Source organism: Streptomyces mayonensis (assembly GCF_018982965.1).
Classification (GTDB): domain Bacteria; phylum Actinomycetota; class Actinomycetes; order Streptomycetales; family Streptomycetaceae; genus Streptomyces; species Streptomyces mayonensis.
The window spans coordinates 103498-126753 of the sequence record NZ_JACBYP010000003.1; the positions used below are offsets into that span (position 1 = coordinate 103498).

Consider the following 23256-nt stretch of genomic DNA (forward strand, 5'->3'; position numbering starts at 1 on the left):
AATCACCACAGGAGTGAACCCACATGGGTATCAAGGACCAGTTCCAGGACAAGGCCGAGCGCATGCAGCAGCAGGGCAAGCAGCGTGCCGAGCAGGCCAAGGACCAGCTCCAGAACCGCGACCGCCGCCGCGACGAGGACGAGATGGACCCCTCCTCGCGCCGTCGGGACGCGGAGGACCGGTTCGACGAGAGCTTCGACGCCTGACGCGTCACGGCTGAGCCGAGCTGAGCCAAGGGCTGAGCCAGAGGCTGAGCCAAGGTGAGAGGGCGCCCACCCGTCTTCCGTACGGGTGGGCGCCCTTTCCCTGTGGCGTGGGCCCGTGGGCCGGATCACCGCTCCCGGGGCGGCAGCGGCGGGCGGGAACGGTCCGGTACGCCGTCGTAACCGGGCGGCGTCGCGGGCGGGTTGGTCTCCAGCAGCTCCAACGCCAGCCGCACCGCCTCGTCCAGCACGGTGTAGCGTCCCTCGGCCCAGTCCAGCGGGGTGCGCAGGGCCGCCACGTCCGGGGCGACGCCGTAGTTCTCCACGGACCAGCCGTACGCGTCGAACCAGGCCGCGTTCATCGGCACCGTGATCACCGTGCCGTCGCCCAGGACGTGCCGCCCGGTCATGCCGACCACCCCGCCCCAGGTGCGCTGTCCGACGACCGGGCCGAGCCGCAGCAGCTTGAACGCGGCCGTGATCATGTCGCCGTCGGAGGAGGTCGCCTCGTCGGCGACGGCGACGACCGGACCGCGCGGCGCGTTGGACGCGTACGACACCGGCTGGGCGTCGCGGGTCAGGTCCCAGCCCAGGATCGTCCGGGTCAGCTTCTCGACGACGAGTTCGCTGATGTGCCCGCCCGCGTTGCCCCGCACGTCCACGATGAGCGCGGGCCGGGACACCTCCATGCGCAGGTCGCGGTTGAACTGGGCCCAGCCCGAGCCGCCCATGTCGGGGATGTGCAGGTACCCGCACCGCCCGCCGCTCAACTCCCGGACCACCTCGCGGCGTTTGGCCACCCAGTCCTGGTAGCGCAGGGGGCGTTCGTCGACGAGCGGGACGACGGCGACCCGGCGCGACGGTCCGGGACCGCCCTCCGCCGGCGCGAACGTCAGCTCCACGGTCGTCCCGCCCGCGCCCGCGAGCAGCGGAGACGGCCCCGCCACCGGGTCGACCGGGCGGCCGTCCACGTGGGTCAGTACGGCACCCTCGCGGATGCCGGTGCCGGCCAGCGGGGAGCGGGCCCTGGAGTCGGAGGAGTCGCCCGGCAGGATGCGCTTCACCAGCCAGCTCCCGTCCCGGCAGACGAAGTTGGCGCCGAGCAGCCCCTGCCGGCGCTGGTAGTGCGCGGGGCCCTCGTTGCGCCGGGCGGCGGCGACGTAGGCGTGGGAGGTGCCGAGTTCGCCGAGGACCTCGCGGAGCAGGTCGGCGAACTCGTCGGGCGAGGCGACGCGTTCGACCAGCGGGCGGTACTGGTCCAGTACCGCGTCCCAGTCGATGCCGCACATGCCGGGGTCCCAGAAGTGGGCGCGGGTCAGACGGCCCGCCTCGTCGTACGCCTGGCGCCACTCGGCGGCCGGATCGGCCTCGTGCAGGATGCGGCGCAGGTCGATCCAGGTGGTGGAGTCGCCGTCCCCGGCCTCGGTCGCCGGTACGGCGCGCAGGTCGCCCTCGTCGAGCACGACCAGGCGGCTGCCGTCGCCGCTGACCCGGAACCAGTCCAGGTGGTCGACCAGTTCGGACTTCCGCGCCTTGGCGAGGTGGAAGTGCTCCAGCGTGGGCTGCTCGCTCGGGTCGGCCGGGTTGGCGAAGGTCTCGCCGAGCGCGCCCGAGATCGGCCAGCGCAGCCAGACCAGGCCGCCGCCCTCGACCGGGCACAGCGTCGAGTACTTGGAGGCGGTGACCGGGAACGGCGTCACCCGGCTGGCCAGCCCCTCGGTCTCCACCGTCACCGCGCCGCCGTCGCCCGGCTCGTCCTCCAGGGGGTCCAGGCCGCCTGCGGCGGGACGGCCCTCGGGGTTGAGTGCGAAGGGGGAGGGGGTCGCGGAGGACAGCGGCACCAGGTAGGGGCGGCAGCCCAGGGGGAAGGACAGGTCGCCGGTGTGCACGTCGTACACCGGGTCGAAGCCGCGCCAGGAGAGGAAGGCGAGGTAGCGGCCGTCCCGGGTGAAGACCGGGTTCTCGTCCTCGAAGCGGCCGTCGGTGACGTCGAGGACGAGCGGTCCGCCGTGACCGCCGTTCCGACGGTTCCGGCCGTTCGGCCTGTCCTGCCTGTTTTGCCTGTCCTGGCTGTCCTGGCTGTCCTGGCTGTCCTGGCTGTCCTGGCTGTCCTGGCCGTTCTGACCGGCGATCCGGGCCATCTTGATCTGCCGCAGGGTGCGCCCGATGCCCGGGTGGGACCAGGTGAGCCAGGCCCCGTCCGGGGAGAAGGCGAGGTCGCGGACGGGGCCGTTGACGGAGCGGATCAGCTCGGTGACGTGGCCTTCGGCGGTGGGGGCGGGGGTGGTTCCGGCCGGGGTGGTTCCGCTTCCGGTGCCGGTTTCCGTCGTGTCTTCAGCGTCTCCTGCGTCTCCTGCGTCCACCACGTCCAGCGCCCGGGCGACCTCCGCGTCCCCCTCCGTGGCGTCGAACGTGACGTCGAGGAGCAGCAGCCGGCCGTCGTGCGAGGCGACGGCGAGGCGTTCGCCGGCCGGGTCCGAGGCCAGCTCCAGGACCCGGCCCAGCCGGCCGGACGCCAGCCTGCGCGCCGCGCGGCCCCCGGTGGCCCGGGGCAGGTGGGCGATCTCGACGGCGTCCTCGCCCTCCGCGTCCGTCACGTAGGCGATCCGGCCGCTCGCCCCGAGCATCTCCGGCAGCCGCACCCGTACGCCCGGCGTGTCGGCGATGGTGCGGGCCGGACCGTCGCGGTGCGTGAGCCAGTACAGGCTGTCGCGGACGACGACGGCGCTCGCGCGGCCCGTCTCGTCGACGGAGACGCCGTTCACGTGCTGGGCCGCGGGCACCTGGTACGTACGCCGTCCCGCGCGCGGCCCGCTCAGCCGCACGTCGAGCCGGCGCGGCACCGACCCCGGTGCGAGGTCGTCGACGATCCACAGGTCGCCCGCGCACTGGTACACGACACGGGTGCCGTCGCTCGAGGCGTTGCGGGCGTAGAACGCGTCGTGGTCGGTGTGGCGGCGCAGACCGGTGCCGTCGTGGGCGCAGGAGTAGAGGTTGCCGACGCCCTCGTGGTCGGAGAGGAAGGCGATCCGGCCGCCGGCGAACATGGGGGCGGCGAGGTGCCCGCCGAGTTCGGGCAGGAGCCGTTCGCCGTGCAGCCAGAGGCGGCCGGTGGCACCGCCGCGGTAGCGCTTCCAGGCGGCGGGTTCGTGCGGCGGGGTGCCGCTGAGGAGCAGGGTCCTGCGTTCCCCCGCCAGATCCGCGGCCTGGATGTCCGTGACCGGCCCCCAGGGGAGCTTGCGGCCGGGGTCGCCGTCGGGGGTGACCTTGTAGGCCCAGGTGAGGTGGGAGAAGGGTTCGCCGTGGGAGGCGACGGCCAGGACCGCGGTGCCGCCGTCGGAGTCCGGGGGCGACCAGCCGCAGACCCGGGTGTCGAGGCCGCCCCAGTGGGTGAGCTGCCGTCCGGGCCCGCCGTCCACCGGGACGAGGTGGACCTCCGGCACGAGCGTGCGCCAGCTGGTGTACGCGATGTGGCGGCCGTCGGGCGAGAAGCGGGGGTGCCCCGTCTTGGTGCGGTCGACGGTGAGCCGCCAGGCACGGCCGCGGCCGTCGAGGGGCGCGAGCCAGAGGTCGTCCTCGGTCACGAAGCACAGCTGGTCGCCACTGAGGTGCGGAAGGCGCAGATAACTCACCCGCCCCATGCTTTTCCCGGCGCCGGGTACCGGCAACTTGTGCGGCAACTTGTGCGGCAACTTATGCGGTGCAGACAACCGTGACCCAGGCCACGAACGAAACAGTTTCGTTTCGCTTGGGGGTGGGGTACATTCGTCATGTACGAAACGGTGTCGTTCGGGATGAGCGGACGGGCCGGCGGACCGGAGAGGAGTGAGTGGGATGACCGAGGCAGCCACCGCGCGCCGCAGCCGGATCACTCCCGAGCGCGAGGCCGAGCTGTACGGGGCCGTGCTCGACCTGCTCCGGGAAGTCGGTTACGACGCACTGACCATGGACGCCGTCGCCGCACGCACCCGGTCCAGCAAGGCGACGCTCTACCGCCAGTGGGGCGGCAAGCCGGAGCTGGTCGTGAAGGCGGTGCGGCACAGCAAGCCCGGTTCGATCAGTGACGTCGACACCGGGTCGCTCCGCGGTGACCTGCACGCCCTGCTGCTCCGCGAGGACGACTGCGTCATGGAGCAGAACTCCGCGCTGATGCGCGGCCTGGCCATGGCGCTGCACCAGAATCCGGACCTGCGCCAGGCCTTCCGCGAGCAGCTCATCGAACCGGAGATGGCCGAGGGCCAGAAGCTCCTCCAGCGTGCCGTCGACCGCGGGGAGATCAGACCGGACTGTCCGGCGCTGAACTTCGTCGTCCACATGCTGATCGGTGGGTTCGCCACCCGCACGCTGCTGGACGACCAGCCGCCGACGCAGGCCTTCCTCGCCTCCTACCTCGACGCCGTGGTACTCCCCGCCCTCGGTGTCGCCACCACTGACACGTCCTTCTGACACGTCCCTGCGATGCGTCTCACCGGCGCGTCTCTCCGACACGTCCCCTGCATGAGACCCACCTGACGTCCCACCTGACGCCCCACCTGACGTAACCGCTCACGTCGTCGGGCCGATCCCCCCTGCCCTGAAGATCCCACGACCTGACCGGGAGTACGCCCTCGTGGCCACGTTCCTCTACAAACTCGGCCGGCTCGCCTTTCGCCGACGGCATTTCGTCGCCCTGATCTGGGTGGCCCTGCTGACGCTCGCCGGCGTCGGCGCGGCCAGCGCCCCGCCCGCCGGCAACTCCTCCTTCTCCATCCCGGGCACCGAGGCCCAGAAGGCCTTCGACCTGCTGGAACAGCGCTTCCCGGGCCAGAGCGCCGACGGAGCGACCGCACGCGTCGTCTTCAAGGCTCCGTCCGGCGAGACGATGACGGACGCCGGGAACAAGGCGACCGTCGAGAAGACCGTCGACGATCTCGCGGACGGCTCCGAGGTCGCCTCGGTCGCCGACCCCTACGAGGGCAACGCCGTCAGCAAGGACGGCACGATCGCCTACGCGTCGGTGAAGTACGACGTCTCCGGCATGGAGCTGGAGGAGTCCACCAAGGACGCCCTGGAGGACGCCGCCCAGCAGGCGCGCGACGCCGGGCTGACCGTCGAGGTCGGCGGTGACGCGCTCCAGGCGGTGCCGGAGACCGGCGCCACCGAGATCATCGGCATCGCGGTCGCCGCCGTCGTCCTGGTCATCACCTTCGGCTCCCTGGTCGCGGCCGGGCTGCCCCTGCTGACCGCGCTGATCGGCGTCGGCATCGGCGTCTCCACGATCACCGCGCTGGCCAGCGCGCTCGAACTCGGCTCGACCACCTCGATCCTGGCCATGATGATCGGCCTCGCGGTCGGCATCGACTACGCCCTGTTCATCGTCTCCCGCTACCGCGCGGAACTCGCCGAGGGACGGGAACGCGAGGAGGCCGCCGGACGGGCGGTCGGCACCGCGGGCTCCGCGGTGGTCTTCGCCGGCCTCACCGTCGTCATCGCCCTCGTCGGCCTCGCGGTCGTCAACATCCCGATGCTCACCAAGATGGGTGTCGCGGCGGCCGGCACCGTCGCCATCGCGGTCCTGATCGCCCTGACGATGATCCCCGCGCTGCTCGGCTACGCCGGACGCAGGGTCAAGCCCGCCGGCGCGAAGGGCAGGCTGCTCGGCCGCTCCCGCAAGGGCAAGGGCGCGGAGCAGCCGGAAGGACAGGGGTCCCCGGAGGGACAGGGGAGGCCGGGCGGGCAGCCCAAGGCCAACCTGGGCACCCGCTGGGCGAGCTTCGTCGTCCGCCGCCCCCTCGCCGTCCTCCTCCTGGGCGTCATCGGTCTCGGCGCCGCCGCGATCCCCGCCGCCTCCCTGGAGCTGGGCCTGCCCGACGACGGCTCCCAGCCGACGTCCACGACCCAGCGCCGCGCCTACGACCTGCTGTCCGAAGGCTTCGGCGCGGGCTTCAACGGCCCGCTGATGGTCGTCGTCGACGCGAAGGGCGCCGCCGCCCCGAACGACGCCTTCACCGACGTGTCCGACGAGATCAAGGGCCTCGACGGCGTCATGGCGGTGACCCCGCCCGCGCCCAACAAGGACGGCGACACCGCGACCATCACCGTGGTCCCGGACTCCAAGCCGTCCTCCGTGCAGACCGAGGACCTGGTGCACGCCATCCGCGACGCGGGCGGCGACATCGAGGCGGACACCGGTGCCGAGACGCTGGTCACCGGCTCCACGGCGATGAACATCGACGTCAGCGAGAAGCTGAACGACGCGCTGCTGCCGTACCTGGTCCTGGTCGTCGGACTCGCCTTCCTCCTCCTCATCGTGGTCTTCCGCTCGATCCTGGTTCCGCTGAAGGCGGCCCTCGGCTTCCTGCTCTCCGTACTCGCGGCACTCGGCGCGGTCGTCGCGGTCTTCCAGTGGGGCTGGCTGTCCGGCCTGATGGGCGTCGAGGAGACCGGACCGGTCATGTCGATGATGCCGATCTTCATGGTCGGCGTGGTCTTCGGCCTGGCCATGGACTACGAGGTCTTCCTGGTCACCCGCATGCGGGAGGCCTTCGTCCACGGCGAGAAGCCCAACCAGGCGGTCGTCACCGGCTTCAAGCACGGCGCCCGGGTCGTCACGGCCGCGGCCGTGATCATGATGGCGGTCTTCGCGGGCTTCATCGGCTCCAGCGAGTCCATGGTCAAGATGATCGGCTTCGGCCTGGCGATCGCCGTCTTCTTCGACGCGTTCGTCGTCCGCATGGCCATCGTCCCGGCGGTCCTCGCCCTGCTCGGCAAGCGCGCCTGGTGGCTGCCCAAGTGGCTGGACCGCGCCCTGCCCAACGTGGACGTCGAGGGCGAGGGGCTGCGCACGGCCGAGGAGCGGGGCTCCGACCCCGACGAGGACCGGGAGCTGGTCCGCACCTGACCCGCCGCCTCAACCAGCAACCTCTGACAACCAGCAACCTCTGACAACCAGCAGCCTCTGACAGGAGGACGACAGACCAGCCGGTGAGGGCTCCGTGGGGACGGGGCTGCCCTCACCGGCTTCCTCCTTTCCGTCCTGTCCTTCCTGTCCGTCCTTTTCCGTCCTGCCTCTCTTCCGTCTTTCCGAAGGCTTTCCGTCTTCCGCAGGCCGCCTCAACCCGTTCGCACACGCGCCGCACCGGGCGTTACGGTGCCGACCATGACTACGAGCACGCCTTCCGCCGACGGCACTCCCGACGCCTCCGACGCCCATCCCCGTTTCGCCGCCGCCCTGCGCGAACTCGGGCTCGGGGACCTGGCCGGACGGGCCCGGCGGTTCCCGGAGGCCACGCGGACCGCCGCCGAGGCCGCCGCCGCGATCGGCTGCGAGCTGAGCCAGATCTGCAAGTCGCTCGTCTTCGCCGCGGACGGGGTCCCCGTCCTGGTCCTCATGGACGGTGCCTCCCGCGTCGACCTGGACCGGGTCCGCGAGGAACTCGGCGCCCAGAAGGTCACGCGGGCCAAGGCCGACGTCGTACGGGAGACGACCGGGTACGCCATCGGCGGCGTACCGCCCTTCGGACACCGCACCCGCACCCGCGTCCTCGCCGACCGCTCGCTGCTCGCCCACGACGTCGTCTGGGCCGCCGCCGGCACCCCGTACGCCGTCTTCCCGATGCGGCCCGAGGACCTCGTCACCACCGCCGACGCCACCCTCACGGACGTCCGCGAACCCTCCGCGTGACCCCACCGGTCACCGGCGCGGTCCTGCTCGCCGCCATCACCCACGCAAGCTGGAACGCCATCGCCCACCGGATCCCGGACAAGCTGACCGGCTTCGCGCTGATCTCCGGCGGAGGCATGCTCATCGGGCTCGCGCTGCTGCCGTTCACGGCGTTCCCGGCGGCCGGGGCATGGCCGTACCTGCTGGTCTCCGCGGCCGTCCACATCGCGTACTACGCGCTGTTGATGACCTCCTTCCGGCTCGGCGACTTCGGCCAGGCCTACCCCATCGCCCGCGGCAGCGCGCCGCTGCTGGTCACCGCCCTCGCCGCCGTCTTCGCCCACGAGGTGCCGGACGGCTGGGCGACCGGCGGCATCCTGCTCTGCTGTGCGGGCCTGACCGGCGTCGCCCTGTGGGGGCTGCGCGGACGCCGGCCCGACTGGACGGCGATCGGCGCGGCCCTGGCGACCGGGGTGACCATCGCGGCGTACACCGTCGTCGACGGGCTCGGCGTACGCGCCTCCGGCTCCTCCCTCGGCTACATCGCCTGGCTGATGGCGGTGCAGGGGACGGTGCTCCCGGCGTACTTCCTGTACCGCCACCGCGCCGGGGCCCGGGCGCTGCTGCGCCCGCACGCCGGTATCGGCCTGGTCGGCGCGGTGCTGTCCGTGGCCGCGTACGCGCTGGTCCTGTGGGCCCAGACCCGCGCCGAACTCGCGCCGGTCGCCGCGCTGCGGGAGTCTTCCATCCTGGTCGGTGCGGCGATCGGGGCCCTGTTCTTCAAGGAACGGTTCGGTGCGCCCCGGATCGCGGCGGCCGGGCTGCTGGTGGTCGGGATCGGGCTGATGCTGCACACCGGGTAGGCAGGCGCATGCCTACGTACGGGCGTACGGGCCTACGTGCGTACCGCCGTCGTGAGGCGCACCCTGGAAGGAGGTGTTCCGGAGGTGAACGTCATGATGCACACCGCAGTGGGATGGCATGTCGAGCTCGAGTTCATGGAGGACGACCAGCACACGCGGGCGGTCGCGATGGTGCGGCTGCCCGACGGCACCGAGGTCCGCGCGCACGGCCACGCCAGCCGGCACCGGGCCGACTCCCGGCAGCCACGGGTCGGTGAGGAGGTCGCGGGGGCACGCGCGTTGAACGAGCTGGCGATGCAGCTGCTCACCAAGGCGCACGAGGAGATCGACTCGGCGTCGGGCCGGACCTCCCACCCGATCCATGTGTGAGGGCCGCCCGGTTCATGTGTGACGGGCGGAGGGGCGGCCGGCCGCCGGTTCAGCTCGCGCCGAGCGACTCCCGTACCGCCCGGACCAGCGCCTGCGCCCGCGGATCCGCCGTCACGGTCTTGCGGAAGCCGTTGGTGACGTAGCCGACGGCGATGCCCGTCTCCGGGTCGGCGAAGCCCAGGGCGCCGCCGCGGCCCGGGTGACCGAAGGAGCCCGTGGACAGGAACGGCGACGCGCTGCCGTGCAGCATGTAGCCGAGGCCGAAGCGGGTGTTCACCACCAGCACGCGGTCCGGACCGGCGGACTCCTCGGCGCGCGCCCGTTCCATGGTCGCCGGGTCGAAGAGCCGCACCCGCCGCGTCACGCCGTCGACCTCGCCGATCAGCGCCGCGTAGAACCGGGCCAGCCCCTCGGCCGTCGCGATGCCGTTGGTCGCGGGGAGGGCCGCCGCGCGGTACGCCGGGTCGTTCTGGTCCGGGAAGGGCGTGATCGCGGCGAAGGCACGGCGGGTCAGGGAGTCCGGGTCCCCGTACGCCTGTGTGACGGCCCGCTTGGGGCGCAGGCGGGGGCCGTTCCCGGACGGCTCGGGCTCCTCCAGCCGGCCGGCGCGCCCGGCCCGGCCCGCCGCCTCCTGGGCCGGGGGCAGCCCCACCCACAGGTTCAGGTCCAGCGGACCGGCGATCTCGTCCGCGATCCACTCACCGGCGCCGCGCCCGCCCGTCACCCGGCGGACCAGCTCGTCGAGCAGCCAGCCGTACGTCAACGCGTGGTAGCCGTGGTCGGTGCCCGGCTCCCAGACCGGCGCCTGGGCGGCGACGGCCCGCGGGCCCCGCAGCGGGTCGAGGGCCTCATCCGGGGCGAGCGGACGGTCCAGGACCGGCAGCCCCGCCCGGTGGTTCAGCACGTGCCGGACCCGTACCCGTTCCTTGCCGTGCGCCTTGAACTCCGGCCAGTACTCGCCCACCGGCGCGTCCAGGTCCAACTCGCCGCGCTGGTGCAGCAGCAGGGGTACGGCGGCCGCGACACCCTTGGTCGCCGAGCGCACGACCTGGGCGGTGCCCCGGCGCCACGGCTCGGTGCCGTCGATGTCCCGGGTGCCGCCCCACAGGTCGACGACCTTGCGGCCGTCCCGGTAGACGGCGACCGCGGCGCCCCGGTCGCCGAGCGCCGTGAAGTTGCGGACGAACGCGTCCCGGACCGGCTCGAAGTCCTCGGCGACTGTGCCGTGCACGTCCACGCTCACCTCTGTACGTTCCTTCCGTTCGCCCGGGACGTTCGCCCGTGACAGTGGCTGCGACTGTGGCTGCAACTGTGACTGCAAGTGCCGCTGCAACAGTGGGTGCAACCGCCACCGGCCGCCCGCGATTCCTCGCCGGGCCGACAACCCGGCTGTCGCCCCGGCCGTCGACCCGACTTGTCGACCCGGTCGTCAACCGCGAGCCGGCACCGAACGCGGGTCGAAGCCGAAGGGCAGTTCCAGGCGGTGGGCGCGCATCAGCTCGTCGTCCGCCAGCAGGTGGGCCGTCGGACCGTCCGCCGCGATCACGCCGTCGCTGAGGATCAGGGCGCGGGAGCACAGCTCCAGGGCGTAGGGCAGGTCGTGGGTGACCATCAGGACCGTGACGTCCAGCGCGCGCAGGATGTCGGCGAGTTCGCGGCGCGAGGCGGGATCGAGGTTGGATGAGGGCTCGTCCAGGACCAGGATCTCCGGCTCCATGGCGAGCACGGTCGCCACCGCCACCCGCCGCCGCTGGCCGAAGGAGAGGTGGTGCGGCGGCCGGTCCTTGAAGTCCGCCATGCCCACCAGTTCCAGCGCCCGGTCCACGCGGGCCTCCAGCTCCGCCCCCTTCACCCCGGCCGCCGCCGGCCCGAACGCCACGTCCTCGCGCACGGTCGGCATGAACAACTGGTCGTCGGGGTCCTGGAAGACGATCCCGACCCGGCGCCTGACCTCGGCCATGTTCCGCCGGTCGACCGGCAGCCCGGCGACGGCGACCGTGCCGGTGCCGCCGGTCAGGATGCCGTTGAGGTGGAGGACGAGGGTCGTCTTGCCCGCGCCGTTGGGACCGAGCAGCGCGACCCGCTCGCCGCGCGCGACGGAGAAGTCCACGCCGAACAGGGCCTGGTGCCCGTCGGGGTAGGCGAAGGCGAGCCCGGACACGTCGAGGGAGGCGGGCACGTCGGAGACGGGGTCACCCACGGGGCCGGTCACGGGGCCGGTCACGGGGCCGGTCGCGGGGTCGGTCACAGGGTCCATCCCAGCAGACAGACCACCAGTGCCGCACCCGGGAGGGCCAGCGCGTACGACCACTGCGCCCGGGACGCCGTCACCTCGTCGATGACCGGCATCGAACCGGCGTACCCGCGGCTGACCATGGCCAGGTGGACGCGCTCGCCGCGTTCGTAGGAGCGGATGAAGAGGGCACCGGCCGACTTGGCGAGCACGCCCCAGTGCCGTACTCCGCGCGCCTCGAAGCCGCGCGACTCCCGGGCGATCCGCATCCGCCGCATCTCGTCGGCGATCACGTCCCCGTACCGGATCATGAACGACGCGATCTGCACCAGCAGCGGCGGCAGCCGCAGCCGCTGGAGGCCGAGCAGCAGGGCGCGCAGCTCGGTGGTGGAGGCGAGGAGTACCGAGGCGGCGACGCCCAGGGTGCCCTTGGCCAGCACGTTCCAGGCGCCCCACAGCCCGTTGACGCTCAGGGACATGCCGAGCACGCCGACGCGCTCGCCCTCCGCCACGAAGGGCATCAGCACCGCGAAGGCGACGAACGGCACCTCGATCAGCAACCGTTTGAGCAGGAAGGACGCCGGGACGCGGGCCGCGTACGCCACTGCCGCGAGCAGCACCGCGTACAGCCCGAACGCCCACATCGCCTCGCGCGGCGTCGACACCACGACGACCACGAAGGCGAAGGCGGCGGCGAGTTTGGTGTGCGGCGGCAGACCGTGCACGGGGGAGTGGCCGTGCCGGTAGAGCCGGTGCGCGTGGCCCGTCCCCACCTAACGGGTCGTTTCCGTGCTGCTCGGGGAGGCGTCGTCGCTGCGCCGCCTGCGCACCGCCCAGAACACCGCGCTGCCCGCGACGACCGTGACGCCGACGCCGATCACGCCCGCGAGACCGCCCGAGACGCGGGCGTCGGTGATGTCCTCCACGCCGTAGTCGGCGAGCGGCGAGTCCGCGCTCGCGTGCTCCTCGGCCTTCTCGTCGATGCCCTTGTCGGAGGCGACCTTCTCCAGGCCGTCGGGGTTGGCGGAGGCGTAGAAGCTGACGAATCCGGCCAGGACCAGCGAGGCGACGAGGCCGGTGATCCACACCTTGCGGTGCGAGCGGGCGGCGACGGGCGCGGGAGCCGGCCCGGTGCCGGAAGGAGTGGTACCGGAAGGAGTGTTGCCGGAGGGGGCGTCGACCAGCTCGCCGTTCACGCGCAGCTTGAGCCGCGGTCCCAGTCCCCGCGCCCCGTGCACGAGGTCCGGGCGTACGGCGACGACGGCGCCCACGGTCAGCGCGGTGATCACGGCCTCGCCGATGCCGATCAGCACGTGCACGCCGATCATCGCGGTGGCGACCTTGCCGATGGCGACGTCGGTGGTGCCGCCGATCCAGTACAGGAACGTGAAGGCGAGGGCGGCGGCCGGCACGGAGACGAGGGCGGCGACGAAGGAGGAGACGGTGACCGAGCGCCGGGTGCGCGGCAGCACCTTCACCAGGCCCCGGAAGACGGCGTAGGCGACGACGGTGGTGACGATCGCCATGTCGGTGATGTTCACGCCGAGCGCGGTCAGACCGCCGTCGGCGAAGAGGATGCCCTGCATCAGCAGCACCACGGACACGCACAGGACGCCCGTGTACGGACCCACGAGGATGGCGGCCAGCGCGCCACCGAGCAGATGCCCGCTGGTCCCGGCCGCGACGGGGAAGTTCAGCATCTGCACCGCGAAGATGAACGCCGCGACCAGCCCCGCCAGGGGCGCGGTCCTCTCTCCCCCACGCTCGGCTTCGCCCGCGCGGGAGGTGCCCCCAAGCTCCCGGCGCGCGCCGCGCAGGCTGACCGCGACGGCGCCGGCGGCGACGACTCCGGTGACGGCGGACGTCGGGGCGTTGATGAATCCGTCAGGTACATGCACGGTTCGATAGTAGAGACCTATTGCAACCTGTTCGCAAGAGCGAGGTGCATGCTGATCTTGAGCCGATCCCGCGCAGACCTCACGCGGACCTCACATGTGAGATACGGCTCGCAGGGCGTGACCCGGGAAATATGGGACATTGGAGTGGGGGCGGACGCAGCGGTTCCGTGAAGGTGGCAGAGCGTGAGGGGCGATGAGATGTCCGTAGTCGAACAGTACGCACGAGCCCACATCCTGACGGACGCGGACCTCCCCGACCAGGAAGACGGCGGCGCGATACCCGTCGTACTGCGCTACGACCCCGACCACGACCCGCGCACGGTCCGCGTCGCGCTGCCCGGCGGGGGCAGCTCCTCCGCAGCCCGGGAGTGGACCTTCTCCCGCGCCCTGCTCGAACAGGGCCTGCGGGCACCAGCAGGGGCGGGCGACGTGCGGGTGTGGCCCTGCGGGCGGGTGCAGTCGGTCGTCGAGTTCCACTCGCCGCAGGGCTGCTCGGTGGTCCAGTTCGAGACCAAGGCACTGACCCGGTTCCTGCGCCGCACCTACACGGCGGTGGCCCGACCGGTGGACCAGACGGTGGCCCGACCGGTGGCCTACTGAGCGCCACCGGTCGGTCGGGTGCCGTGGGTCAGCCGGCCGCCTTGAGGAGGGCCGCGACGATCGGGCCCGCGGTCTCGCCGCCGTGCCCGCCCTGCTGGACGACGCCCGCCGCGGCGACGTCGTTCCGGTACGCCGTGAACCAGCCGTTGGGCTTCTCCTGCCCGTCGACCTCCGCCGAGCCGGTCTTGGCGCCGACGTCACCGCTGACCCCGGCCATCGCCTCGGCGGCGGTTCCGGCGGCGGCGGTGTAGGACATCAGCTCGCGCAGCGCGCCCACCGTGGCGCCGGACATCGTGCGGGAGGCGGTGGCGAGTTCACGGTCGTCGACCGACGGGGCGACCAGGTACGGCTGGTGGAAGCTGCCCGACTTCACGGTCGCGGAGACCGACGCCATGTTCAGCGGGTTCATCCGGACCCCGCCCTGCCCGATGAGGGCCGCGGCCATCTGCGCCTGGCTCTCCACCGGCACCCGGCCGTCGAAGGTGGGGACGCCGACCGCCCAGTCGTTCATCGACAGGCCGAAGACCTCCTTCGCCTGCTTGGTCAGGTCGTCGTCCTTCAGCTCCGGGGCCTGGCTGATGAAGGCCGTGTTGCAGGAGCGGGCGAAACTCGCCTTGAAGGTGCCGTCCTTGATCTCGAACTCGTCGTCGTTCTGGAACTTCCAGCCGCCGTGGGTGAAGTACTTGGGGCACGGGTGCTTCTCGTTCACGGACGCCAGGTCCTTCTCGAGCAGCATCGAAGCGGTGATGACCTTCATCGTGGAGCCCGGGGCCAGCGAACCCTGGAAGGCGGTGTTGAAGCCGTGGCCGCCGTTGGCGACGGCGAGGATCTCACCGGTGGAGGCCCGCATCAGCACGACCGACGCCTGCTTCTTGCCGTCCACCTGCTTCTCGGCGGCGGCCTGGAGGGCGGGGTCGAGGGTCGTCTTCACGGTCCCGGGCGTGCCCTTGCTCAGCTCCAGCAGGGTCTTGTCGGCCTCCGCGTCCTCCTTCCCGTTCTCGCCCTTCTCCTTCTCGCGGACGACGCGCAGCTCGATGCCGGGGGTGCCGCCGGCCTTGTCGCCGTACTTCTCGCGCAGGCCGTCCAGGACGGTGCCGAGCGAGGGGTACTTGTCGGTGGTCAGCTCACCGCCGTCCTGGTCGACGGCCTTGACGGGCGGGTCCCCGGCCTTGCCGGTGACCAGCTTGTCGCCGTCCTCCAGCTCGGGGTGGACCACGGCGGCGTGCCAGTCGACGCGGGGCTCGCCGTCGCCGTCCCGGCGGACGACGGTCAGCGCGCTGTCGTACGCCAGCGGCTTCGACGTCTCCTCGTAGGCGACCGTGGCCTTGACGGAGAACGGGACCTTGCCGTCGGCCGGGGTGCCCGCGGTGAGGGTGACGTCCTTGATACGGGCGTCCTTGCCGTAGCCGGTGAGCAGGGCCTTCGCGGCCTCGGCGTCGTCGGTCGCGTCGGCCGCGGTGGCCACGTCGCCCTGCTGCCAGGCGGTCAGGAACCGCTGGGCCGTGCCGGTGACCTCGGTGGCGGTCAGCGGGCCCGTCTTCACCTTCTCCTCGGCCGCGGCGGACTTGGTCCGCGCGCCGTCCTCGGCCTCGGCCTCACCGCCGTACACCGCGTAGGCACCGAAACCGGCGCCGGCCACGAGCACCGCGGCCACACCGCCGATCACGGCGGGTTTCGTCCTGCGCCGCTCGCCGGCGCCCATTCTGCTGCCCACTGCGTCCCGTTCCTCCGCGGCGCCCGGATCCGGAGGGCCCAAGGAGCCCTCCTGCCGATGCCTGCCTCTTCAGCCACTTCCAACGACCCGTCCACAGTAGGTCCTTGACCGCGGCCCGGTTGCCTCAGCCTCCGGCTCGTAGCACATCTGCGACGATCGGCCCGGCCGCGTCGCCGCCGTGGCCGCCCTCCTCCGTCATCGCCGCCGCCGCGACGTCGTTCCGGAAGCCGGTGAACCAGCTGTTGGAGGTGGTCTGCCCGTCGACCTCGGCCGACCCGGTCTTGGCACCGATGTCGCCGCCGAGACCGGACATGGCGGCCACGGCGGTGCCCTGGGTGGCGGTGAGCCGCATCATCTGCTTGAGCTGGTTCGCCGTGCCCTGCGGCAGGCCCTCGGCGGTGGCCGGCTCCCGGTCGTCCAGGTCGAAGGCGACGAGATACGGCTGGCGGAACTCGCCGGTGATCGCGGTCGCCGTCACGGAGGCCATGTTCAGCGGGTTCATCTGGACCTGGCCCTGGCCGATGGCGTTGGCGGCGCGGTCCGGGCCGCCGGAGGCGGGCACGCTGCCGTCGAAGGTGACCACGCCGGTCTGCCAGTTGTCCTGCCCGAGCCCGAAGCGCTTTTCGGCCTCCTCGGTCAGCGAGGAGTCGGTGAGCGGCTTCTCGTCGACGAGCTTGACGAATCCGGTGTTGCAGGAACGCATGAAGGTGTTGGCGAGCGTCGCGCTCGGGTTGGCCTTCATGCCGGTGAGGTTCTTGAAGGTCTGGCTCTGCCAGGTCGCCGTGTCCGGGCAGGGCGCGGGCCCGTTCATCGAGGCCACGCCGTTGTCGATGAGCATGGCGGCGGTGATGATCTTCATGGTGGACCCGGGCGCGACCCGTCCCTGGAAGGCGGCGTTGAAGCCGTCCTTGCGGTTGTTGGCGACGGCCAGGACTTTTCCGCTGCTCGGCTGCACCGCGACGACCGACGACTCGCCGTACCGCTTGACGGCCTTCTCGGCCGCCGCCTGCACGCTCGCGCTGAGCGTCGTCCGCAACTTGCCCGGCTCGCCCTCGGTCAGCGTCAGCAGCGGGGTGTCCGGGACCTCCCTGGTCGTGTGCCGGACCGCCAGCTCCACGCCCGGAGTGCCGCCGGCCTTCGACCCGTACCGCTCCCGCAACGTGGCCAGCACCGGCCCCAGCGAGGGGTACTTCTCCTTGCTCAGCACGTCGCCGTCCGGCCCGACGGCCTCGATCTGCGGGGTCTCGGACTTCTCGGTGACGAGCGTGTCCCCGTCCTTCAGCTCCGGATGCACGACCGACGGTTCCCAGTCGACGAGCGCCCGCCCACTGGTCTCCCCGCGCACCACGGTCAGCTTGCTCTTGTAGCTGAGCGGCTTGGTCGTCCCCTCGTAGGACACCTCGGCCTTCACCGTGAACGGCACGGAGGCCCCACTGGCCGCCCCCGGCGTGATCTCGACGTCGCCGATGTGCGCCGCGTCGCCGTAGGCCGTGAACAGCGTCCCGGCGGCCGAGGAGTTGTTGGTGTGCGACGCCGCGGCGGTCGCGTCGCCCTTCTCCCAGGCCGCGAAGAACTCCTCCGTGGTCTCCCGGACCTCGTCCGAACTCGGCGGCCCGCTCCTGGCCGACCCGCCTCCGTCACCGCCCAACGCCGACACGACGTTGTAGGCGCCGTACCCGGCCCCGCCCACCATCACGGCGAACACCCCGCCTATGACGGCGACCTTCACCCCCTTGGCCATCGACAGTCCCTCCCAGCCAGACCTTCGTACCGTGCGTCCACCTCCTGAACGCGTTCAGAAGCGGTAGCGGTTCAGCCTATGCGTACAAAGTGAACAACGGTACGGGTGTTTCCGTTTGGTGGCCCAACGGAGACACGGGGGCGGGACGCCCTTCTCGGCGGTGCCCTACCGCCGACCGTCGGTCACGGGGCTCTTCCTCCGGGCCGCCCGGATCTCGGCAACGGCTGCGGCGACGGAGGAACCGAAGACCGGGTCCTGCCGGGCGATGACCCGGCGGCGGTACTCCTCGACGAGGCGGACGACGCCGGAGAGGCCGGCGGGATCGGCGCGGTGGAGCTCACGGGCCGGCCCGGCCTCGAAATCGCCGGCGTCGTCAGGGAGGCCGCGGCCCGTCGTGAGGGTGGCACGCAGTTCGCCGACGGTACGCACGGGGGAGCGGCCGGACATGGACTCGGCTATGGCCTGCAGGCAACTGAGACGCCCAGTAGAGCGTGTTCGGAAGTGACCTTCTGGATGCAGGCCCTCGCTGGTGCCGATGACGAAGAATCTTGGCGGCTCAGCGAGCGAGATCTCGGTTGCCTAGGGGCGCGGGTATTGGATTCAATGACCGGCATGATCACCCGGGCGCGCCTGCCTCGGCGGGACGTGATGATCCCGCACCGTCAGCGGCCGGCGCGAGATCCGGGCGGATCGCGACCGCATCGTCCCAGGGGAGACGACACACGATGGACACGCCCCCGCCGTCCGGAGCGGAGCACACAGACGGGTCGTCCATCCGCCTGGGTGCTCTCGTCCCGCTGACGCGGCCCGGCTGGGTCGAGGCGGGCCGACACCTGCTCGCAGGACTCGACCTGGCCGTTCGCGAGGTCAACGACGCCGACGGGATCGACGGCAGACCACTGGAGTTGGTGGTCCGGGACACCGCGGCCGATCCGGAGCGGGCTGCGGCGGCCGTGGACGAACTGGCACACCTGGGCGTGGCCGCCGTGGTGGGTGAGTACCACAGCGTGGTCGCCCGCGCCGCCGCCGCCCGAGCCGACGCCCTCGGCGTGCCGTTTCTCTGCTCGTCCGCGGTGCTCGACACGCTCACCGAGGAGCCGACGGAGTGGGTCGCGCGTCTGGCCCCGGCCCAGTCCTACGGCTGGCGGATCTACGCGGACTTCCTCCTCCGCGCGGGTCGGCGTCGGATCGCCGTGGCGACCCAGCCGAGCGTCTACTGGGCGTCCGGGACCCGCGTCCTGCGGGAGCACCTCGCTCCCCACGACGGCACCGTCCTCGAACTCGACGCGACGCTCACGCCCGAGGCCCTGTGCGACGCGCTCGTCGACCATGGCGCGACCGCGCTCCTACTACTGGTCGGCCATCCGGAGCCGGCGGTGCCGATCGTCCGGGCCGTCCGGGGCGACCGGCGGCTCGCGGAGATCCTCATCGGCGCTCCGGCCGGACAACCGGAGTTCGCCGGATGGGCCGCGGCGCTGGGCGAGGGCGGCGCCGGGATCCCGTTCCTGCGCTACCTGCCCGAGCGCCTCGGTCCGCTCGGTGAACGCGTCGGGAAGGAGCTCCGCGAGCGGCTTGGCGAAGCGCCCTCCTTCGTCGCCTTCGAGGGCTGGGACACCGTCGCCGTCCTCGCCGCGGTGCTGCGTTCCCACGGCACGGACCGGGCGGTCATCGCCGAGTCATGGCCGCTCGTGGCGGTCGAGGGCACCCGCAGGCCGATCCAGTTCTCCCGCACACCGGGCATCAGCGTTTGGCAATGGGCTTGGACACCAGTCCAAGTCGTTGATCGGGACCCGGCGGAACCCGACCGCTTTCGGACCCTCCACGGCGGCTGAGAGCAGGGGAGTCCAACTGCCCAGATCTGCCGAACTTGGAAAGTGCCGGTCACAGCCACTCGTTGATGGCAGCGACGAGGACGGCCGCCTCGTAGCGGCGCGAGCCGCGCTTCTTGCGGTTGGCCGCCTGGTCGGCCTTGTCCGGGATGGCGCGGCGGATCCCACGTCGGCGCAGGTGGGCGCGGTTCTTGGCAGAGGCGTACGCCTTGTCGGCGCGTCCCCGGCGAGGCCGGGTAGGCGGCCGTCCCAGCCCGGGCCGGGGCACCCGGACGCCTTCCAGCACCACCTCGAACCGCAGGCGCTGTGCCGGTCGTGAGGACATTTGCTGTCGTGTTCTGGTGACCAGCCGCGACGACGGGAAAGTCCGCATCCAGCGGCTGCGTCGCGACATCCTCTGGTGCCACGTACGGCGTCGACCTCGACACCCGTGACATCCATGCCTGCCCGGGGTGGCGTCATGAACGACAGGGCGGACGGCGTACGGGTGCTGCCCGGGACCGGCGTGCACGGGCGGAGTGCTGTGCTCTTCACGGACGGGAGTGGGCCCGTTTCCCGGTTTGCCGAGCGATGTGTAGTCGTTGACTACATTGTTTGCAGTATCTACATTGAAGTGGTGTCCGGTTCTGCGCGTCGGCTCGTCGAGTCGGCGTGCGCATCCTCCCTGAAAGGCGCCACCGCCATGGCCTCTGCGCGCAAGAACGAACTCGTCGTCGTGTCCGGGGCCTCGACGGGTATAGGGGCCGCGACGGCGCGCGAACTCGCCTCGATGGGCTACCACGTTCTTGCCGGGGTGCGTACCGACCGCGAGGCCGACGCCGTTCGGGGTGCAGGTGTCGAGCCGGTCACCCTGGACATCACCGTTCCCGAGCATGTCGACGCGCTCGCGGAGCGGATCGCCGGGGATCCCGAGGGGCGTGCGCTGCGGGCGCTCGTCAACAACGCCGGGATCGAAGTCAACGCGCCGGTCGAGGTGTTGCCGCTCGATGTATGGCGGGAGCAGTTCGAGGTGAATCTGTTCGGGCACATCGCCGTCATCCAGAAGCTGCTGCCGTATCTGCGGCGGAGTCGGGGCCGGATCGTCAACATCAGTTCCGTGGGCGGGGTGGCCGCCCTCCCGATCTTCGGTGCCTACGCGGGGACGAAGTTCGCGCTCGAAGCCGCGAGCGACGCCCTGCGCCGTGAGGTCAGGGCGCAGGGCGTGCAGGTGGTCGTCGTCCAGCCGGGCGGCGTGCGAACGGAGATGGCCGCCCGCAGCGGAGACGTCTCCCTCGAACTCGCAGGCCGGATGAGCGCCGAGCACCGGCGTCTGTACGGCGCCCTCGTCGAATCGACCGTCGCCTCGAACGCCGCCTTCCTGAAGCGTGCCGTGCCCGCGGCGAAAGCCGGGGCCAAGGTTGCCCGAGTGGTCACGGTGGCTCGGCCGCGCACGCGGTACACGCTCGGCACGGATGCCGCGTTCACCATCCCTCTCGCGCGCTTCCTTCCCGACCGTCTGCTGGACCGGGTGCTCACGCCAGGGCGGCGGCGAGCAGGGTGAAGGCGGCGATGATGACGCCCACGCGGGCGTAGTGGTAGCGGTCCCAGCGGGTCACCTGCTCCTTCCAGTCGGCGGGGCGGTTCTCGGGCGTCCAGGTCTTGCCCCGGTTGTTGATGGGGACGAGCAGGGCGACCGACATGATCACGCTCAGGAGCAGGAGCGTGGCGGCGGTGACGACGAGCTTCGCGCCGGGTTCGCCCCGTGCGGTGGTGGCCCAGGCCGCGGTGAGGGCGAGCGAAGCGACGTACCAGACCGGCATCAGGGCGCCGAGCATCCGGCCCCCGTGGGCGCGGCCGAGCAGGGCGCTGTCGTCGGGGAGGGCGTTGAGGATCGGGTTGACGACGAAGGCGACGGCGAACTCCACCCCGACCATCAGGCCGACGATCACGGTGGTGCAGACCTCGAGTGCGGTGAGCATGGTGATCCCTTCTGGATCCGGCTCGGGATCCCGTTCGGGATCCGGATCTAGCGGTGCTAGATAATGCAGCAACGCTAGTACTGCTGCCGCTCGATTGTCTAGCGGTGCTAGGGTCACGTCATGTCGGTACAGGAACGCAAGGAGCGTGAGCGGGCGGGCCGTGAGCGCCTCATCGTGGCGACCGCCCGCGGACTCGCCGAGGAGCAGGGCTGGGACGCGGTCACCACCCGGCGGCTCGCCGAGCGCATCGAGTACAGCCAGCCCGTCCTCTACAGCCACTTCCGCGGGAAGCGCGAGATCATCGGCGCCGTCGCGCTCGAGGGCGCCGCCGAGATGGCAGCGGCGCTGCGGGCCGCGACCACTGCCGCGGACGGCCCCCGGGCCGGGGTCACCGCGCTGGCCCGCGCCTATCTCGACTTCGCCGAGGCCAACCCGGCGGTCTACGACGCCATGTTCCGGCTCGACGGCGGCCTGCCGTTCGCGCAGGAGGACACGCCGGAGCCGCTGAAGGACGCCTTCGCCGCCCTGTTGGAAAGCCTCGGCCGGGTCGCCGGGGGCGGTGTCCATCCGGGGCTGTTCACCGAGGTGTTCTGGGCGGCCCTGCACGGCCTGGCCACCCTGACCCGGGCGGGACGGCTGCCGCCGGAGGACGCCGGGCGGAGGGTGGAGCTACTGGTGGACCGGCTCGCCGTGGTGTGACACACCGTCCCGGCGGTCGGTACTCGGCGTCTTGATGCGAACGCCGAGGAGCCGATGACGCCGAGGAGCCGATGACGTGGATGAGCCTGCGATGCGGGTGAGCCTGCGACATGTACGAGTCCGGCCGGACGGCTCGGGGCCGAGCTCGGGTCGGTCGATGGGGGAGCGTTTGTCGCGGGCGCCGGCCGGGTGTCGGGATGAGAGACGAGATGCGGGCAGCCCCTCAGCCGAGGGCTGCCCCGTCCGGAGTGGGGTGGGTCATGTCGGGCAGGAGGAACTGTCCGCCCGCCTGTTCGGCGAGGTCGGCACCGAACAGGGCGCCGGGTGTGTAGGCGCCCGGTCGGCCCTCGCCTCGGGCGAGCCTGGCGGCCACCGCGGCTGCCACCGAGGCGGTGTAGTCCATGCCGTCGTCGGCGCGCAGCCAGCCCTCGCGGTGGGTGCCGTCGGGCCAGGTGACGACCGCGTGCCCCCAGGAGTGCCGGCGCGGGCGCGGGGTCTCCTTCATCTTGGCCTTGGCCATCTGGCCGACGGCGAAGCGTCGCAGCGGCCCGACGGACAGCAGCTTTCCGGCCGGCGGGGCCAGGGCCCGCATGACGGGCGAGGTGGGGGCCATTCCGGTGGTCACCGTGACGGACGGTGCCTTGCTGGCCCGTTGGGCGGCGATGAGCTCGGCCGTGGGAGCACCGGCGGACTTCGCCCGCCGGCCGTCGGGCAGGGTGAGCTTCTGCAGATCGGCGCCGAGGCGTGAGGTGACCATGCGTCCGTCCGAGTAGCGGCGTCCGCCGGTCGCCAACGTGTCGATCATCGAGGCGGCGAAGGCGCCGCCGACGACTCCGGCGGCCAGGGACACGGAGGCCAGGGCGTCGACGCGTACGGCGGCGGGAGCCGGGCGGCCCTCGCACAGCCGGATGACGACGGCCTCGGTGGCCAGCACGCCGAAGCCGGAGCCGGTCACCAGCGTGCTGCCCGCCCTTTCGGCCTCCTGATGCAGGCCGAGCAGGCGGGGGACGGCGGTCAGGTCCGCGGCCAGGTCGAGGTAGTGGCCGCCGGGCATGCACGCCCTGGCGAGGACCGGGGCCGTCTCGGCGTAGTTGCCGATGCCGTTGAAGACCACGGCAGGCCGCTGCCGGCTGATCTCCGCCGCGATGCCGTCGATGCCGTTGGCACCGTTGGCGCCATGAGCGCCGTCGACGACGACAGCGCGCGTCCCGAGGTCCGCGGCGGTGTCGCGCAGCCGGTCGCCGCTGCTTTCGCGTCCGACCAGAACCGGCCTGAGTCCCTGGGCGGCGAGGTGCGCGGCGACGGCGCCTCCGATCCGCCCGCCGGCGCCGAGGATCCAGATCTCTCCGGTCTCTCCGGTCTCTCCGGATCGTGCGCTGTGGGTGGTGTCGGTCATGGGTGTGCTCCTGCCGTTCCGGGGCGAAGCGGTCGTCCGGCCGCTCAGTGATGTCTCACTGTGTCATCACCGACTCTAGCACTGATGACACACTGGGACATCACTTGTTAT

Annotated in this window: 21 protein-coding genes; 10 read left to right on the forward strand and 11 right to left on the reverse strand. The window is 72.0% G+C overall.

What is annotated here, in order from left to right:
• Window positions 1–23 precede the first annotated feature (23 nt).
• The gene (locus HZS56_RS01915) at window positions 24–206 is read left to right on the forward strand and encodes a hypothetical protein (RefSeq protein WP_216718865.1); all 183 of its coding nucleotides are present in this window, start codon (window positions 24–26) and stop codon (window positions 204–206) included.
• A gap of 125 nt (window positions 207–331) precedes the next feature.
• Here the strand turns inward: HZS56_RS01915 and HZS56_RS01920 are convergent, their stop codons facing one another.
• Complete coding sequence (locus HZS56_RS01920; RefSeq protein ID WP_216718866.1) at window positions 332–3844, reverse strand: S41 family peptidase; 3513 nt, start codon at window positions 3842–3844, stop codon at window positions 332–334.
• A gap of 193 nt (window positions 3845–4037) precedes the next feature.
• Between HZS56_RS01920 and HZS56_RS01925 the strand changes: the two genes are divergently transcribed.
• From HZS56_RS01925 to HZS56_RS01945, 5 genes are all read left to right on the forward strand, one after another.
• Window positions 4038–4649: a TetR/AcrR family transcriptional regulator gene (locus HZS56_RS01925; RefSeq protein ID WP_216718867.1), complete on the forward strand. Its 612-nt coding sequence runs from the start codon at window positions 4038–4040 to the stop codon at window positions 4647–4649.
• Between the two features lie 163 nt (window positions 4650–4812).
• Complete coding sequence (locus HZS56_RS01930; RefSeq protein ID WP_216718868.1) at window positions 4813–7083, forward strand: MMPL family transporter; 2271 nt, start codon at window positions 4813–4815, stop codon at window positions 7081–7083.
• A gap of 258 nt (window positions 7084–7341) precedes the next feature.
• The gene (locus HZS56_RS01935) at window positions 7342–7866 is read left to right on the forward strand and encodes a YbaK/EbsC family protein (RefSeq protein ID WP_216718869.1); all 525 of its coding nucleotides are present in this window, start codon (window positions 7342–7344) and stop codon (window positions 7864–7866) included.
• Complete coding sequence (locus HZS56_RS01940) at window positions 7863–8708, forward strand: EamA family transporter (RefSeq protein WP_216718870.1); 846 nt, start codon at window positions 7863–7865, stop codon at window positions 8706–8708. Before HZS56_RS01935 ends, HZS56_RS01940 begins: the two co-directional genes overlap by 4 nt.
• 93 nt (window positions 8709–8801) lie before the next feature.
• Window positions 8802–9077 carry a DUF1876 domain-containing protein gene (locus HZS56_RS01945; RefSeq protein WP_216718871.1) on the forward strand — a complete coding sequence of 92 codons (276 nt, stop codon included), beginning with the start codon at window positions 8802–8804 and terminating at the stop codon, window positions 9075–9077.
• A 49-nt stretch (window positions 9078–9126) separates the two neighbouring features.
• On the opposite strand, the gene HZS56_RS01950 is transcribed toward HZS56_RS01945, so the two are convergent.
• The 4 genes from HZS56_RS01950 to HZS56_RS01965 all read right to left on the reverse strand — a co-directional run bounded on the left by HZS56_RS01950 (window position 9127) and on the right by HZS56_RS01965 (window position 13208).
• Window positions 9127–10314, reverse strand: a complete 1188-nt coding sequence (locus tag HZS56_RS01950; RefSeq protein WP_216718915.1) for a serine hydrolase domain-containing protein — start codon at window positions 10312–10314, stop codon at window positions 9127–9129.
• 192 nt (window positions 10315–10506) lie between these two features.
• On the reverse strand, window positions 10507–11334 hold the full coding sequence (locus HZS56_RS01955) for an energy-coupling factor ABC transporter ATP-binding protein (protein WP_253913562.1): 828 nt from the start codon (window positions 11332–11334) through the stop codon (window positions 10507–10509).
• Entirely contained in the window at window positions 11322–12083 is a 762-nt protein-coding gene (gene cbiQ, locus HZS56_RS01960) for a cobalt ECF transporter T component CbiQ (protein WP_216718872.1), read from the reverse strand. Before cbiQ ends, HZS56_RS01955 begins: the two co-directional genes overlap by 13 nt.
• Entirely contained in the window at window positions 12084–13208 is a 1125-nt protein-coding gene (locus tag HZS56_RS01965; protein ID WP_216718873.1) for an energy-coupling factor ABC transporter permease, read from the reverse strand.
• A 198-nt stretch (window positions 13209–13406) separates the two neighbouring features.
• Here HZS56_RS01965 and HZS56_RS01970 point away from each other — a divergent pair, with 198 nt between their 5' ends.
• Window positions 13407–13808, forward strand: a complete 402-nt coding sequence (locus tag HZS56_RS01970) for an SsgA family sporulation/cell division regulator (RefSeq protein WP_216718874.1) — start codon at window positions 13407–13409, stop codon at window positions 13806–13808.
• A 28-nt stretch (window positions 13809–13836) separates the two neighbouring features.
• Here the strand turns inward: HZS56_RS01970 and HZS56_RS01975 are convergent, their stop codons facing one another.
• The 3 genes from HZS56_RS01975 to HZS56_RS01985 all read right to left on the reverse strand — a co-directional run bounded on the left by HZS56_RS01975 (window position 13837) and on the right by HZS56_RS01985 (window position 17710).
• Complete coding sequence (locus HZS56_RS01975; RefSeq protein WP_253913595.1) at window positions 13837–15510, reverse strand: penicillin-binding transpeptidase domain-containing protein; 1674 nt, start codon at window positions 15508–15510, stop codon at window positions 13837–13839.
• Window positions 15511–15646: 136 nt separating this feature from the next.
• On the reverse strand, window positions 15647–17263 hold the full coding sequence (locus tag HZS56_RS01980) for a penicillin-binding transpeptidase domain-containing protein (RefSeq protein ID WP_216718876.1): 1617 nt from the start codon (window positions 17261–17263) through the stop codon (window positions 15647–15649).
• Between the two features lie 165 nt (window positions 17264–17428).
• Window positions 17429–17710, reverse strand: a complete 282-nt coding sequence (locus HZS56_RS01985) for a hypothetical protein (RefSeq protein WP_216718877.1) — start codon at window positions 17708–17710, stop codon at window positions 17429–17431.
• A gap of 278 nt (window positions 17711–17988) precedes the next feature.
• Between HZS56_RS01985 and HZS56_RS01990 the strand changes: the two genes are divergently transcribed.
• Window positions 17989–19095, forward strand: coding sequence for an ABC transporter substrate-binding protein (locus tag HZS56_RS01990; RefSeq protein ID WP_216718878.1), 1107 nt, complete (start codon window positions 17989–17991; stop codon window positions 19093–19095).
• Window positions 19096–19144: 49 nt separating this feature from the next.
• Here HZS56_RS01990 and HZS56_RS01995 read toward each other — a convergent pair whose 3' ends face one another.
• The gene (locus HZS56_RS01995) at window positions 19145–19417 is read right to left on the reverse strand and encodes a hypothetical protein (protein ID WP_253913563.1); all 273 of its coding nucleotides are present in this window, start codon (window positions 19415–19417) and stop codon (window positions 19145–19147) included.
• 135 nt (window positions 19418–19552) lie between these two features.
• Here HZS56_RS01995 and HZS56_RS02000 point away from each other — a divergent pair, with 135 nt between their 5' ends.
• On the forward strand, window positions 19553–20632 hold the full coding sequence (locus HZS56_RS02000) for an SDR family NAD(P)-dependent oxidoreductase (RefSeq protein WP_253913564.1): 1080 nt from the start codon (window positions 19553–19555) through the stop codon (window positions 20630–20632).
• On the opposite strand, the gene HZS56_RS02005 is transcribed toward HZS56_RS02000, so the two are convergent.
• A complete protein-coding gene (locus HZS56_RS02005) occupies window positions 20604–21050 on the reverse strand; it encodes an anthrone oxygenase family protein (RefSeq protein WP_216718879.1) in 447 nt (148 codons plus the stop codon). The genes HZS56_RS02000 and HZS56_RS02005 overlap by 29 nt on opposite strands.
• Window positions 21051–21170: 120 nt before the next feature.
• On the opposite strand from HZS56_RS02005, the gene HZS56_RS02010 reads away from it, so the two are divergent.
• Entirely contained in the window at window positions 21171–21749 is a 579-nt protein-coding gene (locus HZS56_RS02010) for a TetR/AcrR family transcriptional regulator (protein WP_216718880.1), read from the forward strand.
• Between the two features lie 223 nt (window positions 21750–21972).
• On the opposite strand, the gene HZS56_RS02015 is transcribed toward HZS56_RS02010, so the two are convergent.
• Window positions 21973–23145 carry a saccharopine dehydrogenase family protein gene (locus HZS56_RS02015; RefSeq protein ID WP_216718881.1) on the reverse strand — a complete coding sequence of 391 codons (1173 nt, stop codon included), beginning with the start codon at window positions 23143–23145 and terminating at the stop codon, window positions 21973–21975.
• Window positions 23146–23256: the final 111 nt, after the last annotated feature.

What these genes read in the sequence shown, in the direction of transcription:
- HZS56_RS01915 (WP_216718865.1), top strand. Translation starts at nt 24, where the DNA reads ATGGGTATCAAGGACCAGTTCCAGGACAAGGCCGAGCGCATGCAGCAG.
- HZS56_RS01920 (WP_216718866.1), bottom strand. Translation starts at nt 3,844, where the DNA reads ATGGGGCGGGTGAGTTATCTGCGCCTTCCGCACCTCAGTGGCGACCAG.
- HZS56_RS01925 (WP_216718867.1), top strand. Translation starts at nt 4,038, where the DNA reads ATGACCGAGGCAGCCACCGCGCGCCGCAGCCGGATCACTCCCGAGCGC.
- HZS56_RS01935 (WP_216718869.1), top strand. Translation starts at nt 7,342, where the DNA reads ATGACTACGAGCACGCCTTCCGCCGACGGCACTCCCGACGCCTCCGAC.
- HZS56_RS01945 (WP_216718871.1), top strand. Translation starts at nt 8,802, where the DNA reads ATGATGCACACCGCAGTGGGATGGCATGTCGAGCTCGAGTTCATGGAG.
- HZS56_RS01955 (WP_253913562.1), bottom strand. Translation starts at nt 11,334, where the DNA reads ATGGACCCTGTGACCGACCCCGCGACCGGCCCCGTGACCGGCCCCGTG.
- HZS56_RS01970 (WP_216718874.1), top strand. Translation starts at nt 13,407, where the DNA reads ATGTCCGTAGTCGAACAGTACGCACGAGCCCACATCCTGACGGACGCG.
- HZS56_RS01975 (WP_253913595.1), bottom strand. Translation starts at nt 15,510, where the DNA reads ATGGGCGCCGGCGAGCGGCGCAGGACGAAACCCGCCGTGATCGGCGGT.
- HZS56_RS01980 (WP_216718876.1), bottom strand. Translation starts at nt 17,263, where the DNA reads ATGGCCAAGGGGGTGAAGGTCGCCGTCATAGGCGGGGTGTTCGCCGTG.
- HZS56_RS01985 (WP_216718877.1), bottom strand. Translation starts at nt 17,710, where the DNA reads ATGTCCGGCCGCTCCCCCGTGCGTACCGTCGGCGAACTGCGTGCCACC.
- HZS56_RS01990 (WP_216718878.1), top strand. Translation starts at nt 17,989, where the DNA reads ATGGACACGCCCCCGCCGTCCGGAGCGGAGCACACAGACGGGTCGTCC.
- HZS56_RS01995 (WP_253913563.1), bottom strand. Translation starts at nt 19,417, where the DNA reads ATGTCCTCACGACCGGCACAGCGCCTGCGGTTCGAGGTGGTGCTGGAA.
- HZS56_RS02000 (WP_253913564.1), top strand. Translation starts at nt 19,553, where the DNA reads ATGAACGACAGGGCGGACGGCGTACGGGTGCTGCCCGGGACCGGCGTG.
- HZS56_RS02005 (WP_216718879.1), bottom strand. Translation starts at nt 21,050, where the DNA reads ATGCTCACCGCACTCGAGGTCTGCACCACCGTGATCGTCGGCCTGATG.
- HZS56_RS02010 (WP_216718880.1), top strand. Translation starts at nt 21,171, where the DNA reads ATGTCGGTACAGGAACGCAAGGAGCGTGAGCGGGCGGGCCGTGAGCGC.
- HZS56_RS02015 (WP_216718881.1), bottom strand. Translation starts at nt 23,145, where the DNA reads ATGACCGACACCACCCACAGCGCACGATCCGGAGAGACCGGAGAGACC.